The sequence below is a fragment of the Avibacterium sp. 21-595 genome, assembly GCF_023611905.1.
Classification (GTDB): domain Bacteria; phylum Pseudomonadota; class Gammaproteobacteria; order Enterobacterales; family Pasteurellaceae; genus Avibacterium.
This window is the reverse complement of record NZ_CP091455.1, coordinates 1,923,643-1,939,959: the sequence shown is the minus strand read 5'-3', so window position 1 is coordinate 1,939,959 and position 16,317 is coordinate 1,923,643. Positions and strand designations below refer to the sequence as shown.

15 protein-coding genes are annotated in these 16,317 nt (G+C 39.9%); 12 read left to right on the top strand and 3 right to left on the bottom strand.

The features are described 5' to 3' along the window. Nucleotides 1–24 precede the first annotated feature (24 nt). Entirely contained in the window at nt 25–942 is a 918-nt protein-coding gene (gene lpxC, locus L4F92_RS08975) for a UDP-3-O-acyl-N-acetylglucosamine deacetylase (protein ID WP_250349642.1), read from the top strand. A 63-nt stretch (nt 943–1,005) separates the two neighbouring features. Here lpxC and L4F92_RS08970 read toward each other — a convergent pair whose 3' ends face one another. Continuing rightward, the gene (locus L4F92_RS08970) at nt 1,006–1,926 is read right to left on the bottom strand and encodes a LysR family transcriptional regulator (RefSeq protein ID WP_250363471.1); all 921 of its coding nucleotides are present in this window, start codon (nt 1,924–1,926) and stop codon (nt 1,006–1,008) included. 145 nt (nt 1,927–2,071) lie between these two features. On the opposite strand from L4F92_RS08970, the gene hchA reads away from it, so the two are divergent. The 4 genes from hchA to pheA all read left to right on the top strand — a co-directional run bounded on the left by hchA (nt 2,072) and on the right by pheA (nt 6,167). Then, on the top strand, nt 2,072–2,938 hold the full coding sequence (hchA, locus tag L4F92_RS08965; protein ID WP_250349644.1) for a glyoxalase III HchA: 867 nt from the start codon (nt 2,072–2,074) through the stop codon (nt 2,936–2,938). A gap of 94 nt (nt 2,939–3,032) precedes the next feature. Continuing rightward, nucleotides 3,033–3,782: an SDR family oxidoreductase gene (locus tag L4F92_RS08960; protein WP_250363470.1), complete on the top strand. Its 750-nt coding sequence runs from the start codon at nt 3,033–3,035 to the stop codon at nt 3,780–3,782. Nucleotides 3,783–3,797: 15 nt separating this feature from the next. Continuing rightward, nucleotides 3,798–4,793, top strand: coding sequence for an NAD(P)H-quinone oxidoreductase (locus L4F92_RS08955; protein WP_250363469.1), 996 nt, complete (start codon nt 3,798–3,800; stop codon nt 4,791–4,793). A 210-nt stretch (nt 4,794–5,003) separates the two neighbouring features. Further along, nucleotides 5,004–6,167, top strand: a complete 1,164-nt coding sequence (gene pheA / locus L4F92_RS08950; protein ID WP_250363468.1) for a prephenate dehydratase — start codon at nt 5,004–5,006, stop codon at nt 6,165–6,167. A 74-nt stretch (nt 6,168–6,241) separates the two neighbouring features. Here the strand turns inward: pheA and L4F92_RS08945 are convergent, their stop codons facing one another. Next, nucleotides 6,242–7,555, bottom strand: coding sequence for an NCS2 family permease (locus tag L4F92_RS08945; RefSeq protein WP_250363467.1), 1,314 nt, complete (start codon nt 7,553–7,555; stop codon nt 6,242–6,244). Nucleotides 7,556–7,749: 194 nt separating this feature from the next. Between L4F92_RS08945 and galE the strand changes: the two genes are divergently transcribed. From galE to adk, 4 genes are all read left to right on the top strand, one after another. Beyond that, nucleotides 7,750–8,766 carry a UDP-glucose 4-epimerase GalE gene (galE, locus tag L4F92_RS08940; protein WP_250363466.1) on the top strand — a complete coding sequence of 339 codons (1,017 nt, stop codon included), beginning with the start codon at nt 7,750–7,752 and terminating at the stop codon, nt 8,764–8,766. A gap of 72 nt (nt 8,767–8,838) precedes the next feature. After that, nucleotides 8,839–10,107, top strand: a complete 1,269-nt coding sequence (locus L4F92_RS08935; protein ID WP_250363465.1) for an AmpG family muropeptide MFS transporter — start codon at nt 8,839–8,841, stop codon at nt 10,105–10,107. Nucleotides 10,108–10,141: 34 nt separating this feature from the next. Beyond that, nucleotides 10,142–11,143, top strand: a complete 1,002-nt coding sequence (locus L4F92_RS08930) for a bile acid:sodium symporter family protein (RefSeq protein WP_250349651.1) — start codon at nt 10,142–10,144, stop codon at nt 11,141–11,143. Between the two features lie 133 nt (nt 11,144–11,276). Next, nucleotides 11,277–11,921 carry an adenylate kinase gene (adk, locus tag L4F92_RS08925; RefSeq protein WP_250363464.1) on the top strand — a complete coding sequence of 215 codons (645 nt, stop codon included), beginning with the start codon at nt 11,277–11,279 and terminating at the stop codon, nt 11,919–11,921. A 45-nt stretch (nt 11,922–11,966) separates the two neighbouring features. Here the strand turns inward: adk and L4F92_RS08920 are convergent, their stop codons facing one another. Then, nucleotides 11,967–12,773 carry a DNA ligase gene (locus tag L4F92_RS08920; RefSeq protein WP_250364587.1) on the bottom strand — a complete coding sequence of 269 codons (807 nt, stop codon included), beginning with the start codon at nt 12,771–12,773 and terminating at the stop codon, nt 11,967–11,969. Between the two features lie 215 nt (nt 12,774–12,988). On the opposite strand from L4F92_RS08920, the gene L4F92_RS08915 reads away from it, so the two are divergent. The 3 genes from L4F92_RS08915 (at nt 12,989) to nagA (ending at nt 16,292) form a co-directional block, all read left to right on the top strand. Further along, complete coding sequence (locus L4F92_RS08915; RefSeq protein WP_250363463.1) at nt 12,989–14,137, top strand: 5-methyltetrahydropteroyltriglutamate--homocysteine S-methyltransferase; 1,149 nt, start codon at nt 12,989–12,991, stop codon at nt 14,135–14,137. Between the two features lie 193 nt (nt 14,138–14,330). Continuing rightward, complete coding sequence (nagB, locus tag L4F92_RS08910; RefSeq protein ID WP_250363462.1) at nt 14,331–15,134, top strand: glucosamine-6-phosphate deaminase; 804 nt, start codon at nt 14,331–14,333, stop codon at nt 15,132–15,134. A gap of 12 nt (nt 15,135–15,146) precedes the next feature. Continuing rightward, on the top strand, nt 15,147–16,292 hold the full coding sequence (nagA, locus tag L4F92_RS08905; RefSeq protein ID WP_250363461.1) for an N-acetylglucosamine-6-phosphate deacetylase: 1,146 nt from the start codon (nt 15,147–15,149) through the stop codon (nt 16,290–16,292). Nucleotides 16,293–16,317: the final 25 nt, after the last annotated feature.

Sequence of the window (16,317 nt, the reverse complement as noted above, 5' to 3'; positions counted from 1 at the left end):
TATTCAATGGATTTAGGAAATATTATGATTAAACAAAGAACTTTAAAACAAAGTATTAAAGTAACGGGTGTTGGGTTACATAGTGGAAACAAAGTCACGCTAACTTTACGCCCAGCAATGGCAAATACCGGTGTTATTTATTGCCGTACGGATTTAAATCCGCCAGTGACTTTCCCAGCCAACGCCAATGCAGTGCGTGATACGATGCTTTGTACCTGCTTGATAAATGAAGAAGGGATTAGAATTTCCACGGTTGAGCATTTAAATGCCGCATTAGCAGGATTAGGGATTGATAATGTGATTATTGAGGTGGACGCCCCTGAGATTCCAATTATGGACGGTAGTGCTAGCCCATTTATTTATCTTTTATTAGATGCTGGTATTGAAGAACAAAATGCCGCGAAAAAATTTATTCGCGTGAAAAAGCCAATTCGTGTAGAAGATGGTGATAAATGGGCAGAATTTAAACCTTATAATGGTTTCCGTCTGGATTTTACCATTGATTTTAATCACCCAGCGATTAGCAAAGATGTGCGTAATTATGTGATGGATTTTTCAGCTCAAGCATTCGTGCAACAGATTAGCCGTGCAAGAACCTTTGGTTTTATGAAAGACATCGAATATTTACAATCACAAGGTTTAGCACTCGGTGGTAGCCTAGATAACGCGATCGTGCTTGATGATTATCGCATTTTAAATGAAGATGGTTTACGTTTTAAAGATGAACTCGTTCGTCATAAAATGTTAGATGCGATTGGTGATTTATATATGTGTGGTTATAACATCATTGGCGATTTCAAAGCCTATAAATCAGGACACGGTTTAAATAATAAATTATTAAGAGCCTTGCTTGAAGATCAAGAGGCGTGGGAGTTTGTTACCTTTGAAGATAAACAGCAAGTACCACAAGGTTATCTCGCACCAAATCAAGTATTTATCTAAATATTAAAAAAAATAAAGCCATATTGAAAAATATGGCTTTATTTTTTTACCGCACTTTTTATTTTATTTGCTTTTTGCCATTTCTATCTGATGGACAATACTTTTTAAAATACTGCTTAATTTTTCAAAAACAAATAATACTCGCTCACTTACCACACTTTGATAAGGGCGATATAAATAAAGCTGCCATTTTTGTTTTTCCACTTCAGGGAAAAGCTCTACTAATTTTCCTTGCTCAATATAAGGTTGGCATAAAATATCAATTAACTGCGAGCAAGTGCGTCCAACTAAGGCGGATTGTAATTCACTATACATATCAGAAGCCAAAAATTTTGGATGGGTTGGAATAAAATGTTGTTGAGAGTTAATTTGCCAGTGCCAAATACGTTTAAGTTTGGGGTTGATCAAACCGCTGAGTGGGTAGTTTAATGCAAGATCTTGCAGATTTTCAGGTGTTCCCAAACGCTGTAATAATTTCGGTGAAGCGACAATTTTTTCTTGTATAGTAAAGATGTGATGAGCAATCCAATCTTGTTCTGGTTCAAGGCATACGCGCAACCCAATATCAATTTGATCATCAATCGTTTTTAGCTTATCTAAGGATACACGCCAATCAATCACCAAATCAGGATAAGGCTCAAGGGCAAGCAATAATTCATACAAAAGTTGATCGTTATAAGGCATTGGTGGCAGGGTAATTCTCACAATGCCTTGCATTGCTTTATCATTAATTTTTTGTGAAGAAAACAATCGTTCGCTATCTGCTAATAATTGTTGTGCTTGAGGGAGAAATTGTTCGCCAAATTCTGTCAGTTTAATGCTACGTGTATTACGTTGAAATAAGGGTTCGCCTAGCAGATTTTCTAGCTCGGCTATTATGCGTGTTACCACTTGTGGCGATACGGCAAGCCTTTGTGCCGTTTCACGAAAATTTAAGGTTTCACTCGCGACACTAAAATAACGAAGCGCATCAAGTTTATTCATATTATTCCTTTTTTGCGAATAGTCTATTCCAATTTTATTCCTTTTCAACCCAATTATCTAGGGGTAAAATGCACGCCAGAAAAAACGCTAAAACGGTTTTTCATTGTGAACTTTATACAATATAAACACTTTTGGAGAGTAAATAATGACAGATTTAAGTAAAAATCCAGTAGCAGATCGCGCTGAACACAATGCATTCTTCCCATCAGAATATTCTTTAACCCAATATACCAGCAAAAAAACGGATTTCGATGGCTTCAAATTCGATAAACCATATACGGGCGGTAAACACAAAGTATTAATGATTGGTACTGATGAGCGCTATATTGAAATGCAAAACGGCAAATTATTCTCAACAGGTAACCACCCCGTTGAAATGTTATTACCGATGTTGCATATGCATCACGCTGGTTTTGAAATTGATGTGGCAACGTTATCAGGTAACCCTGTGAAATTAGAAATTTGGGCAATGCCAGAAGAAGATAAAGCCGTTATGGATTTATATAATCAATATTTGCCAAAATTAGTAAATCCAAAAAAATTAGAAGAGATTTTACCTGAGGTATTGGCTGAAAATTCACCTTATATCGCCGTATTTATTCCGGGAGGTCACGGTGTATTAGCTGGTGTACCACACAGTAAAGAAGTGAAAAAAGTATTAGATTGGGCATTAGCGAAAGATAAACACGTGATTACTTTATGTCACGGACCAGCTTCTTTGCTAGCAGCAGGTGTCGGCGAAAAAGCAGAAGATTTTCCATTTAAAGGCTATGAACTTTGTGTTTTCCCTGATGCATTAGATGAAGGTGCAAACCAAGCAATTGGTTATATGCCGGGTAAATTACAATGGTTAGTGGGTGAAAATTTAGCTAAATTAGGTGTGAAAATTATGAATGAAGGCATCACAGGACAAGTTCATAAAGATCGTAAATTGCTTACTGGTGATAGCCCATTGGCATCAAATAATTTAGGGATTTTAGCTGCTGATGAATTATTGAAAGCAGTGAAATAATTTCTAAAAGAGCGGTGTAAAAATTGAGGAAATTTTCACCGCTCTTTTTCTATTTCTGTTTTATCAATAAATTAAGTCAAACAAAGGAACGATAATGAACAACAACATTCAAGATAAAGTCGTATTAATTACAGGCGCATCAAGTGGCTTAGGTGAGGAAACGGCTCGCCATCTAGCCGCCTTAGGTGCTAAAGTCGTTTTAGGTGCAAGACGCTTAGAACGCTTACAAAAGTTAGCAGCGCACATTAAACAACAAGGTGGACAAGCTGTTGTGGTGCAAATGGATGTATCAAAACGTGAAGAGGTAGAAAAACTAGCACAAACCGCATTACAGGAGTTTGGTCGTATTGATGTGCTAATCAACAACGCAGGTATTATGCCGGGAGCGGTAATGAGTGCGTTAAAAGTGGATGAATGGGATCGAATGATTGATGTCAATATTAAAGGCGTACTCTATGGTATTGCCGCTGTGTTACCGACAATGTTAAGCCAGAATGCGGGGCATATTATCAATTTATCCTCAGTCGCGGGCTTGAAAGTATCATCAGGTGGCGGCACAGTATATAGTGCAACAAAATTTGCGGTGAAAGCCATTAGCGAAGGTTTGCGTGCTGAAATGGCAGGGCATAATATTCGCGTTACCACCCTTTACCCCGGTGCGATTGAAAGTGAGCTAAAATTCAGCAGTAGCGACCCTGAGTCTCGTGAGCGTGTACAAAAATTTTATGCTGCTCACGAAATTCCTGCTAGTTCTATTGCTCGAGCCATTGCTTATGCAGTGGAACAGCCAGATAATGTGGCGGTGAATGAAATTACTGTTCGCCCCACTGTACAGGAGTTCTAAATTAAGGAATAAAAGATGACAATGCAACAAATCGCGATGCGAGAAGCGGGAGCACCCGACGTTTTATTTATTCAACAAGCTACCATTCCAACACCACGAGCGGGTGAATTGTTAGTGAAAGTGGCTTACGCTGGGGTAAATCGCCCTGATATTATGCAGCGTCAAGGATTGTACCCAATGCCGAAAGGGGTAACCCCCATTATGGGGTTAGAGCTTTCAGGTACTGTCGTTGCTATTGGCGAAGGCGTAAGTGGATTTCAGCTAGGTGATAAGATTTGTGCTTTAACTGATGGAGGCGCTTATGCCGAATATTGTCTCGTACCAGCCAGTCAAGCCTTGCCTATTCCGAAAAATTATTCTTTAGTAGAGGCGGCTGCTTTGCCTGAAACATTGTTTACTGTATGGGTAAATTTATTTATGCAACAACAGGTTAAAGCTGGAGAACACTTATTGGTTCACGGTGGGACAAGTGGTATTGGGCTAACTGCCTTAGCGATTGCAAAAAGTCTTGGTATCAAAACCTACGCAACCGTAGGTAATACAGAAAAATGTACTATTGTTGAACAATATGGGGCGGTTGCGATTAATTATAAAACGCAAGATTTTGCAGAAGTCATCAAGCAGGCAGGCGGTGTTGATGCCATTTTAGATGTGGTTGGGGCCAGTTATTTCCAACGCAATTTAGATTGCTTAAAACAAAATGGCAGATTATTTTTGATCGGCTTTATGGGCGGAGCAGTGGCATCAAACGTGGATTTATTGCAAATCGCGTTAAAGCGTGTCCATATTACAGGTTCAACAATGCGTAGTCGCACCAAGGAAGAAAAAGCTGAAATCGCACAATCGTTACAAGAGAATGTGTGGCATCAATTAGAAAACGAGCAAATTGGCAAACCCATTATTCATCAAGTGTTTGATTTTAAAGAGGTTAAACAGGCACACCAAGAAATGGATAAAGGAACGCATATTGGTAAGATAATGCTTGCATTTGATAAAACGCAAACTATTTAATTGTAAAATAAAGTGCGGTGAAAATGATTTAGGTTTTTTTGTGTAAAAAGCACCGCACTTCTTTTTTCTGACTTTTAATATTAATTCATTAGTGTTAACCCTTATTCATTAAAAAGCTTCATTATTTCCTTATGATTAATACGATATTCATTTGATCTCCTTGACAATCTTGTTTATCCTAGCGCCATTCCCCATAACTGAGAGAATAAAATGGCATTGGATTTAGCAGAAATCAGACAACAGATCACTCAAATTGACCGCAGTTTATTAAAACTGCTTTCGGAACGTCATCGTTTAGCTTATGATGTTGTGCGTAGTAAGGAAATCACACAAAAAGCGTTGCGTGATGTAGAACGTGAACAGCAATTATTACAAGAGCTGATTCAGTTTGCAGAAACACAAAATTATCAGCTTGATCCGCAATATATTACGCAAATTTTCCAAAAAATTATTGAAGATTCTGTACTCACTCAACAAGCTTATCTACAAAAGAAACTCAATGAACAGCGTGAGCAAAATAGCCATATTGCATTCTTAGGTAAACGCGGTTCTTATTCTCACCTTGCGGCGCGTAGTTACGCAACACGCTATCAAAAACCATTTATTGAACTAAGTTGTAGTTCTTTTGAGCAAGTCTTTGAAAAAGTGCAAAATGGCGAGGCGGATTACGGTATTTTACCGCTAGAGAACACCACATCAGGCTCAATTAATGAAGTTTACGATTTATTGCAACATACGGATCTTTCTTTAATCGGAGAATTAGCGTATCCGATAAAACATTGTGTATTAGCCACAGAGCAGGGGGAATTAAGCCAAATTGACACGTTATACAGCCACCCGCAAGTTATCCAACAATGTAGTCAATTTATTCGTCGCCTTGACCGTGTGCATATTGAATATTGCGAAAGTAGCTCTCACGCAATGCAGCTTGTAGCGAGCCTGAACAAGCCAAATATTGCTGCGTTAGGTAATGAAGATGGCGGTCATCTGTACGGCTTGCGTGTACTCAAAAATAACATTGCCAACCAAGAAAATAACATTACAAGGTTTATTGTATTAGCGAAAGCACCTGTTGCGGTATCGTCTCAAATTCAGGCAAAAACCTTATTGCTGATGACAACCAATAAACGACAAGCGGGGTCATTGGTGGACGCGTTATTGGTATTTAAAAAGCACAATATTAATATGACGAAGTTAGAATCTCGTCCGATTTATGGCCAGCCTTGGGATGAAATGTTTTATTTGGAAATTGATGCGAATATCCATAATCCTGCCGTACAACAAGCGCTAGAGGAGTTAAGAGAATATAGTAATTATCTTAAAATACTTGGCTGCTATCCAAGTGAGATTGTAAAGCCGGTGGAAGTCAATTAAACGGGTAAGATGTGCAAATTTAAGTGCGGTGAAAAAATCAAAAAATTTCCACCGCACTTCTTTTTAGTAAGAAATTAAATATTCCAGCCGCCTAAATAGAAGGCTAATAATGCCACGGCGATTAATACCGTACCGATATTCAGTTTTTTCACTTCACCGCTGATAATTCGTCCGATCACCAGTGTGGCAAAACCTAGCATAATGCCTGTTACGATATTTGCAGTTAGTACAATAAATACCGCACAAACTAAGCCGCTCATCGCACCAATAAAATCAGAAAAATCTAATTTGTTTACGTTGCTTAACATTAGCAAGCCGACATACATTAACGCAGGTGCCGTGGCGTAGCTAGGCACAAGGCTGGCAAGGGGTTGGAAAAAGAGCATTAAAAGGAATAAGAGACCCACAACAATCGCGCTGATCCCTGTTTTACCGCCCGCTGCGGTACCAGCGGCGGATTCAATATATACCGCTGCTGGCGCTGTTCCAAATAAACCTGAAAATAAGCTACTCACTGAATCTGAAGTGAGGGCTTTGCCGCCATTGATGATTTGCCCATCTTTATCTAACAAGTTTGCTTGCCCTGCTACGGCACGGATTGTGCCAGTGGCATCAAAAACGGCGGTCATCACTAAGGCAAAAACAACAGGCAAGATCGCAGGTTGTAATGCGCCCATTAAATCCAGCTCAAGGAATAAGGATTGTTCACCAAAAGTGGGGATTTTGAATAATTCACCACTAAATTTTACATTTGGATCAATCACTAAACCGATAAGCGTGATGGCAATAATTACCCACAAAATGCCACCTTTGATTTGCATTTTTTCTAAGCCGATGATTGCCGCTAACCCCGCAAGAGAGATTAGCACAGGGAATGTGGTGAAATCACCGAGTTTTACCGGCAAACCAGCTTGGTTGCCAACCACAATCCCCACGCCATTGGCTGAGATTAATAATAAAAATAAACCAATCCCAATACCCGCACCTTGCGCAATGCTTGCAGGCAAGTTGCGTAAAATCCACGCACGAATGCCTGTTGCAGAGATTAAGGTAAAAACAAGCCCCATAAAAAATACTGCACCCAGTGCAACAGGAACGCTCACGCCTTGCCCTAGTACAAGGCTGAATGCCGTAAAGGCGGTTAATGAAATGGCGCAACCAATTGCCATTGGTGCGTTTGCCCATAAGCCAATCAGAATTGAGCCTAAGCCTGATACCAAGCAAGTGGCGATAAATACGCTTTCTGGTGGGAAGCCGGCGGCACTCAACATATTTGGTACCACAATCACGGAATACACCATTGCCAAGAAGGTGGTGAGACCCGCAATAATTTCTTGGCGTACCGTTGAGCCACGTTTGGTGATCTCAAAAAGTTTTTCTGCGAACATAAATTTCCTTTCGTTAATGAAGTTAAAATAAAAAGCCTTGTTGAAATAAAAATGGCGCTATTTTACAGAAAAGAAAAGAATAGTAAACGTTTGCTTGATAGAAAGTGCGGTGATTTTTGCGGAAGTTTTTGGGCTTGTTTTACAAATGGTTTATAATGCCGTCAAATAATACAAATAACCTAAGTGAGGAAAAAATGGCGATTTTAGTGACTGGCGGTGCGGGCTATATTGGCTCTCATACTGTTGTAGAATTATTAAATGTGGGAAAAGACGTGGTGGTACTGGATAATTTATCCAATTCTTCGGCGAAATCCTTGCAGCGTGTTGAGGAAATCACGGGCAAAGCGGTGAAATTCTATCAAGGCGATGTGTTAGATCGGGCAATGTTGCAGCAAATCTTTGCGGAGAATCACATTGACGCCGTGATTCATTTTGCTGGTTTGAAAGCAGTAGGCGAAAGCGTTCGTAAACCAATTGAATATTATATGAATAATGTCACTGGCTCGTTAGTCTTAGTCGATGAAATGCGTAAGGCAGGTGTGTGGAATTTGGTCTTTAGTTCATCGGCAACCGTCTATGGCGATCCTGAAATTGTGCCAATCACCGAACAGTGCAAAGTAGGTGGCACAACCAATCCTTACGGCACGTCCAAATTAATGGTGGAACAAATTTTAGCGGATGTTGCTAAAGCAGAAGACAAATTTAGTTTTACTATTTTGCGTTATTTCAACCCAGTAGGGGCGCACCACAGCGGGCTAATTGGTGAAGATCCAACAGGTATTCCAAATAATTTATTGCCTTATATTAGCCAAGTGGCAATTGGTAAATTACCGCAACTTTCTGTATTTGGTAGCGATTACGACACGCACGATGGCACAGGGGTACGTGATTATATTCACGTCGTGGATCTTGCTATTGGGCATTTGAAAGCCTTAGATCGTCACCAAAACGATGCTGGATTACACATCTATAACCTTGGCACAGGCACAGGTTATTCTGTGTTAGATATGGTGAATGCCTTTGAACAAGCCAATAATATTCACATTCCTTATCAGTTAGTGGCGCGTCGTCCGGGGGATATTGCGACTTGTTATTCCGATCCATCGCTTGCCGCAAAAGAATTAGGCTGGAAAGCAGAACGTGGCTTAACGGAAATGATGCAGGATACGTGGAATTGGCAGAAAAAGAACCCTCAAGGGTACCGTGATTAATCCTTAATATCATTGTGCTGTAAGGAAACTTACAGCACAATTTGTTTGAAAAATACCCCGCACTCGATGGCTATGACTACACAAACTCACTTATTTTCACAAATTTTCAGCCGTAATATGCTGATCTGTCTATTTACCGGATTTAGCTCAGGCTTGCCTCTTTATGTTCTTGTGTCTTTATTACCTATTTGGTTGCGTGCAGAAAATGTGGATCTTAAAACCTTAGGCTATTTCACCCTGATGATGCTTCCGTTCTCGTGGAAATTTATTTGGGCGCCGTTGCTCGATCGTTTTGTGCCGCCTTTCTTAGGACGTCGTCGTGGCTGGATGTTTATTTCACAAATTTTATTATTAATCAGTCTTGCATTATTTGGCTTTTTAGATCCAAGCAAGCAGGCTGGGTTGAGTTTGATTGCAGCCTTGGGCGTGCTTTGTGCGTTTTTTTCTGCTACGCAAGACATTGTGCTAGATGCGTATCGACGAGAAATTTTAACTGATAAGGAATTAGGTTTAGGTAATTCTATCCACGTTAATGCTTACCGTATAGCTGGGCTTGTTCCTGGTTCGCTTTCACTAATTTTGGCTGATCATTTTCCGTGGCAAACGGTATTTATTATCACCGCGATGTTTATGTTGCCGGGGATTTTAATGTGTCTATTTTTAAGTACAGAACCTAAAATCACACTCAAAAAGCACCGCACTTTAAAAGAAAGTGTGATTGACCCTTTTAGTGAATTTTTTCAACGCAAAGGCGTCTGGTCTGCCTTAGGGATCTTAGCGTTTATTTTTCTGTATAAATTGGGCGACAGTATGGCAACGGCGTTAATTTCACCTTTTTATTTAGATATGGGATTTAGCAAAACGCAGATTGGCTTGGTCGTGAAAAACGCTTCTTTATGGCCAATGGTCATCGCGAGCATTTTAGGTGGGATTTTAATGCTGAAAGTTGGTATTAACCGTGCCTTATGGTTATTTGGTTTAGTGCAAATTATCACCATTCTTGGCTTTGCGTGGCTAGCTAAACAAGGGCCTTTTGAGCTTGTAGATAGCCGTGCCTTGTGGTCGCTTTCCCTTGTTGTGGCGGCGGAATATATCGGCATCGGCTTAGGTACCGCTGCCTTTGTTGCCTTTATGGCAAGGGAAACCAACCCACTTTACACCGCCACCCAGCTTGCCTTATTCACCAGCCTTGCCGCATTACCAAGGGCTACGCTCAATACCCAAGCAGGGGCATTGATCGATTGGCTAGGCTACTATGATTATTTCTGGCTTTGTTTCTGGCTGGCAATCCCCGGTATGTTATGCTTAGTCAAAGTTGCCCCTTGGAATGAGGGGAGCTAGCGCGTTTATTGAGAGAGAAATGTAGGAGAAAGTAATGCAATTTTTGAAGAAGCTCAGTTTTTTATTAGCAAAATTCACCGCACTTTTTATTATTGTGCTATCACTGATTACCTTTTATCAACCGAGTTTATTTACTTGGGTTAAAGGCGATACACAAGTTTTCATCATCAGTATTATTATGCTTTCAATGGGAATGACCTTGGGTAAGCAAGATTATCAGGTGCTTGCGCAACGCCCTTTGGATATTTTAATTGGCACCTTTGTGCAATATACCGTTATGCCTTTTGTCGCCATTGCCATTGCAAAAAGTTTTGACCTTTCGCCTGCCTTGACGCTTGGTTTAGTGCTTGTGGGATCTTGCCCTGGTGGCGTGGCATCTAACATTATGACTTTTTTATGTAAAGGCGATGTAGCATTTTCAGTGGGAATGACCACGGTCTCAACCTTGCTTGCCCCAGTAATGACCCCCTTGTTACTTAACTACCTTGTTGGGCAAAGCGTAGAAATGAATGCTTGGGCAATGTTCAAATTTATGCTTTTGGTTACGGTATTACCTGTGGCAGTGGGGTCAATTTTAAATATTACTTTACATCGTAAACAATGGTTCCAAGATATTAAAGCCTTAATGCCCGGCGTTGCGGTGATAAATTTTGCCTTTATTGTGGGAGGCGTTGTGGCCGTTTATGGCAATTATTTTTTACAGTCAGGTTTAATGATCTTACTTTGTATTGTGCTACATAATGTGATTGGCTATGCGCTAGGTTATTCCGCAGGGAAATTATTTGGTATGAGCTTAGCCAAAAAGAAAACCATTTCCTTGGAAGTTGGCGTGCAAAATGCAGGTTTAGCCACGGGCTTAAGTATGAAATTCTTCCCAACTATTCCAGAATCTGCGGTGGTTTGTGCCGTTGCTTGCGTGTGGCATTCTGTGGCAGGAACCGTCTATGCTAATTTTTTATTATGGCTAGATAAATACCGTAAATCGCCACAACATTTAGAACAAATTAAACAAATCAACATTGATGAAGTGAACTAAAGTAAAAGTGCGGTCATTTTTTGCTTAATTTTTCATTAAATAGTACAAATTTAATGTTCATCATTTGTTGAGTATTGAGTTTTAACGTTATTAACGGTATGGTAAGGCAAATTTTTCTAAAAATGAGGTTACTATGAAAATTATTCTTTTAGGTGCGCCCGGTGCTGGTAAGGGGACGCAAGCACAATTCATTATGAACAAATTTGGTATTCCGCAAATTTCAACCGGTGATATGCTGCGTGCGGCGATTAAAGCGGGGACAGAATTAGGTAAACAAGCGAAAACCTTAATGGATGCAGGGCAACTTGTGCCAGATGATTTAATTATTTCTTTAGTCAAAGAGCGTGTTGCGCAAGATGATTGTGCAAAAGGCTTTTTATTAGACGGCTTCCCACGCACCATTCCACAAGCTGATGCCTTAAAAAGTGCGGGTATTAGCATTGATTATGTGCTGGAATTTGATGTGCCAGATGAAGTCATCGTAGAACGTATGAGTGGTCGCCGTGTTCACCAAGCATCTGGGCGTACTTACCATATTGTGTATAACCCACCAAAAGTGGAAGGAAAAGACGATGTGACAGGCGAAGCGTTAATTATTCGTGCTGATGATAAGCCTGAAACGGTATTAGATCGCTTGAAAGTGTATCACAATACCACCAAGCCACTGGTGGATTACTACCAAGCGGAAGCTAAAGCGGGGAATACGAACTATTTCCGCTTAGACGGTACACAAAAAGTGGAAGAAGTGAGCGCAGAATTAGATAAAATTTTGGCTTAATTTCCACCGCACTTTATTAATCCCCTTGATTTTAAGGGGATTTTTTTATTCTTTCTTCCGCCAATAAGTGGCAAATCTCGGCAATCCTTTTTGCGTTAAACCACGATATTTATAGGTAATGATTGAACCGATGGGGGGAGGATTTTCTCTATCTGTCAATTTAAAACCTGACCCGATACGGAATTCGCCGCGCTGATTTTTACAGGTAATGGCACCGAGCTTATCGACAAATTGCCCCTTACCTTTATGATGTGCAATCACTTCACATTCTTCATCAAGTGCGGTCTTTAATTTCAATATTTGGTTGCTACGTTTCTTTTCATAAGGGGCATTAGGATTACGCAACACCAAACCTTCTCCTTGATTTTGTTCTACTTGGTGCAGAAAATCTTGTACTTGAGAATAATCCTTAATGGGAATTTGTTTAATAATTTCAATATGTTGGCTAGGATGCTGTGCCAGATAATTTTCTAACACTGCTAAGCGTTCAAATAGATTGCCTTTGGCATTGGGGACATCAAATACATAGAGCTTTAATTTTTCCCAGCCCTTATCTTTTTGTGAACGCACAATGGAGGAAATTTGCTCAAATTCATTACGCTGACTAAACAGTTCACCATCAATGGCAAAAGGAGGAAAATCTTTAATAAAATAAGCAGGCGGTGTGAGGATTTTATTCTGCCTTGTAAAAAGCTGCTTACCATCCCAATATCCTCTGATGCCGTCTAATTTTTCGCTCATCACCCAACCTTGCACGTTTTGATTATGGTAAGTACCAAGCAACATTAAATCAGGTGGATTGGCATAAGCAAAAAGTGACCAGAGTGTGAATAAGGTGAACAAACTACGCATAATATAAGACATCATTTTCTCCCATATAAAAACTTGTTCGGATATTAATCGATTTTTCTGCCATCGTGGAAAATTAACCGCGGTTTTGCGATCCCGATCGTAAGAATTTTTTCGTTTTATAAGTGCGGTGGTTTTTTTCGCATTTTTTAGGATATGTGTGAATTTTTTGTTAAAATCGTTGCTTCCTATCTAACTATAACTAAAAGAGAGTGATTATGAGCAAACTATTTCCTAATGCACAACTTCGAGATAATGCCCCTTATCGTTTTGATATTGTGGGAAGTTTTTTACGTCCTGAAAGCTTAAAACAAGCACGCCAACAATGTAGCTGTGGTGATATTTCTTGTGCAGATCTGAGCGAAGTGGAAGACAAAGAAATTGCCAATTTGGTGGCAAAACAAAAAGCAGTAGGCTTGCCTGCGGTAACTGATGGCGAATTTCGTCGTACTTTTTGGCATTTGGATTTTTTAAGTGCTTTAGAAGGCGTGGAAGAAGTTGAAGCAGAAAAATTTTCTGTTCAATTTAAGCATCATAATGTTCGTCCTAAGACGTTGAAAATTGTCGATAAAATTGGTTTTTCCGATCATCATCCATTCCTTGAACATTACCGTTCTTTACAGCAAATTGCAGGGGATTATCCTGTGAAATTCACCATTCCATCACCGTCAATGCTACATTTAATTTGTACGGTGCGTGAAACGGCGTATCAACCCATTGAGCGTTATAAAAACAATAATCAACAGCTACTTGATGATATTGCTGAGGCTTATATTCGTGCAATGCAAAAATTCTATGCGTTGGGCTGTCGCAACTTGCAATTAGATGACACAAGCTGGGGCGAACTATGTTCTGAAGAAAAACGCCAAGCTTATCAAGCGCGTGGCTTTGATCTCGAACAGCTGGCGAAAGATTATGTGTATATGGTCAATCGTATTATTGCTGTTAAACCTGAAGATATGACAATAACGATGCATATTTGTCGTGGCAATTTCCGTTCAACGTGGTTCTCATCAGGGGGCTATGAGCCTGTAGCTGAAATCTTATTTGGCAATTGCAATGTAGATGGTTTCTTTCTTGAGTACGATAGTGATCGCTCGGGTGATTTCAAACCATTGCGCTTTATTAAAGATCAGCAAGTGGTACTTGGCTTAATTACGTCAAAAGATGGTAACCTTGAAGATAAGAATGAAATCATTAAACGCATTCAAGAAGCCGCACAATATGTGGATATCAACCAACTCTGTTTAAGCCCACAATGTGGGTTTGCTTCAACGGAGGAAGGCAATATTCTGACGGAAGAGCAACAATGGAATAAACTGGATTTTATCCGTGAAATTGTTGAGGAAGTTTGGGGTAAGGCTTAATTTTCTACCATTTATTCCTAATTCCAGAATAATACCGCTTTTGAATAGAGCGGTATTATTTTTGCGAATTTTTCTTTGTGATGTAGATCACGATTTTTTCTTTTCAATAAAATTCTATTTTCCTTTGAAGTTAATTTTATTTTATAATCAAAATTATGAAATGATACTTCAAAATAGCAAATAGGAGAGAGCTATGCGTTTAATTCCTTTACAAACTCCCGAACAAGTCAGCAAATGGGCAGCTCGTCATATTGTTGATCGTATTAATGAATTTAATCCAACAGAAGCGCGGCCTTTTGTGCTTGGACTGCCAACAGGTGGCACCCCTTTAGCAACTTATAAAGAATTAATTAAACTGTATCAGGCTGGGGAAGTAAGCTTCAAAAATGTGGTTACCTTTAATATGGATGAATATGTAGGATTGCCTAAAGATCATCCTGAAAGTTACCGCACTTTTATGTATAAAAACTTCTTCGATCACGTTGATATTCAAGAAAAAAATATTAATTTACTAGATGGCAATGCCTCTGATCTGGATGAAGAATGCCGCCGTTACGAAGAAAAAATGAAATCTTATGGCAAAGTGAATTTATTTATGGGCGGAGTAGGCGTGGATGGACATATTGCCTTTAATGAACCTGCCTCATCTTTAGCGTCTCGTACTCGAATTAAAACATTGACAGAAGATACCTTAATTGCAAACTCGCGCTTTTTTGATAATGATGTTAATAAAGTACCGAAATACGCCCTAACGATTGGGGTTGCAACCTTATTAGATGCGGCAGAAGTGATGCTTTTAGTTACGGGACATAACAAAGCCCTTGCGTTGCAAGCTGGCGTGGAGGGGAGCGTGAATCATTTTTGGACGATTAGTGCGTTACAACTACATCGCCACGCGATTTTTGTTTGTGATGAACCTGCTACACAAGAGCTAAAAGTAAAAACTGTTAAATATTTTACTGAGTTAGAAGCTAAAGCAATTCATAGTGTCTTATAGAGAAGGTAAAAAATGAGTTATGCATTAGTAAACGGGGTCGTTTATACCTCGCAAAGCGTGCAGTATGGGCAAGCCGTGATCGTCGATGGGGAGAGAATTGTGGCGATTATGCCACAAGAAAACTTGCCTGAAGGATTGCAACAAATTGATTTAAAAGGGAATAATCTAACCGCAGGGTTTATTGATCTACAATTAAATGGCTGTGGTGGCGTTATGTTTAATGGCGATACTTCAGTGAAAACCCTTGAAATTATGCAACAAACTAATTTGCGTTCAGGCACGACAAGTTATTTGCCCACGTTTATCACGGCAGATGATGAAGGCATTAAGCAGGCTGTTTCAGTGATGGGCGAGTACCTTAAAAAGCATAAAAACCAAGCACTTGGTTTGCATTTGGAAGGTCCTTATTTAAGCGTAGAAAAGAAAGGCGTGCATCAGGCGGAATATATTCGTGCCATTAGTTCTGAAATGAAAGATTTTCTATGCCAAAATTCCTCGGTGATTAGCAAGATTACACTGGCGCCTGAAAACCCAACCGCGAAATACATTGGTGATTTTGTACAAAGTGGCATTGTGGTTTCCATTGGGCATTCCAACGCCACTTATGATGTGGCAAAACAGGCGATTGCCAATGGTGCAACTTTCGCTACACACTTGCATAATGCAATGTCACCGATTAGTTCAGGGCGTGAAATGGGGGTTGTCGGTGCGGTGTTAGATAGCGATATTTACACAGGTATTATCGTGGATGGTTTGCACGTTGAATTCGGCAATATCAAAATTGATAAAAAAGTCAAAGGCGATAAATTGTGTATCGTGACAGACGCCACTGCTGCCGCTGGTGCGAATATCACATCTTTCGATTTTGTGGGGAAAACCGTGTATGTGCGCAATGGTAAATGCTATGACGAAAATGGTACGCTCGGCGGCTCTGCGATCACAATGATTGAATCGGTAGAAAATGCGGTAAAACAAGTGGGGATTCCACTTGATGAAACCCTAAGAATGTGCAATTACTACCCGGCAAAAGCCATTGGTGTGGATGCTTATCTAGGAGATATTGCCGAAGGGAAAATTGCTAACCTGACGTTATTCAATAATGATTTTAAAGTGCTAGGCAGTGCAGTCAATGGGCAATGGCAATGGTATGAAAACTAAGAGAAAAAACACCGCACTTTATTGA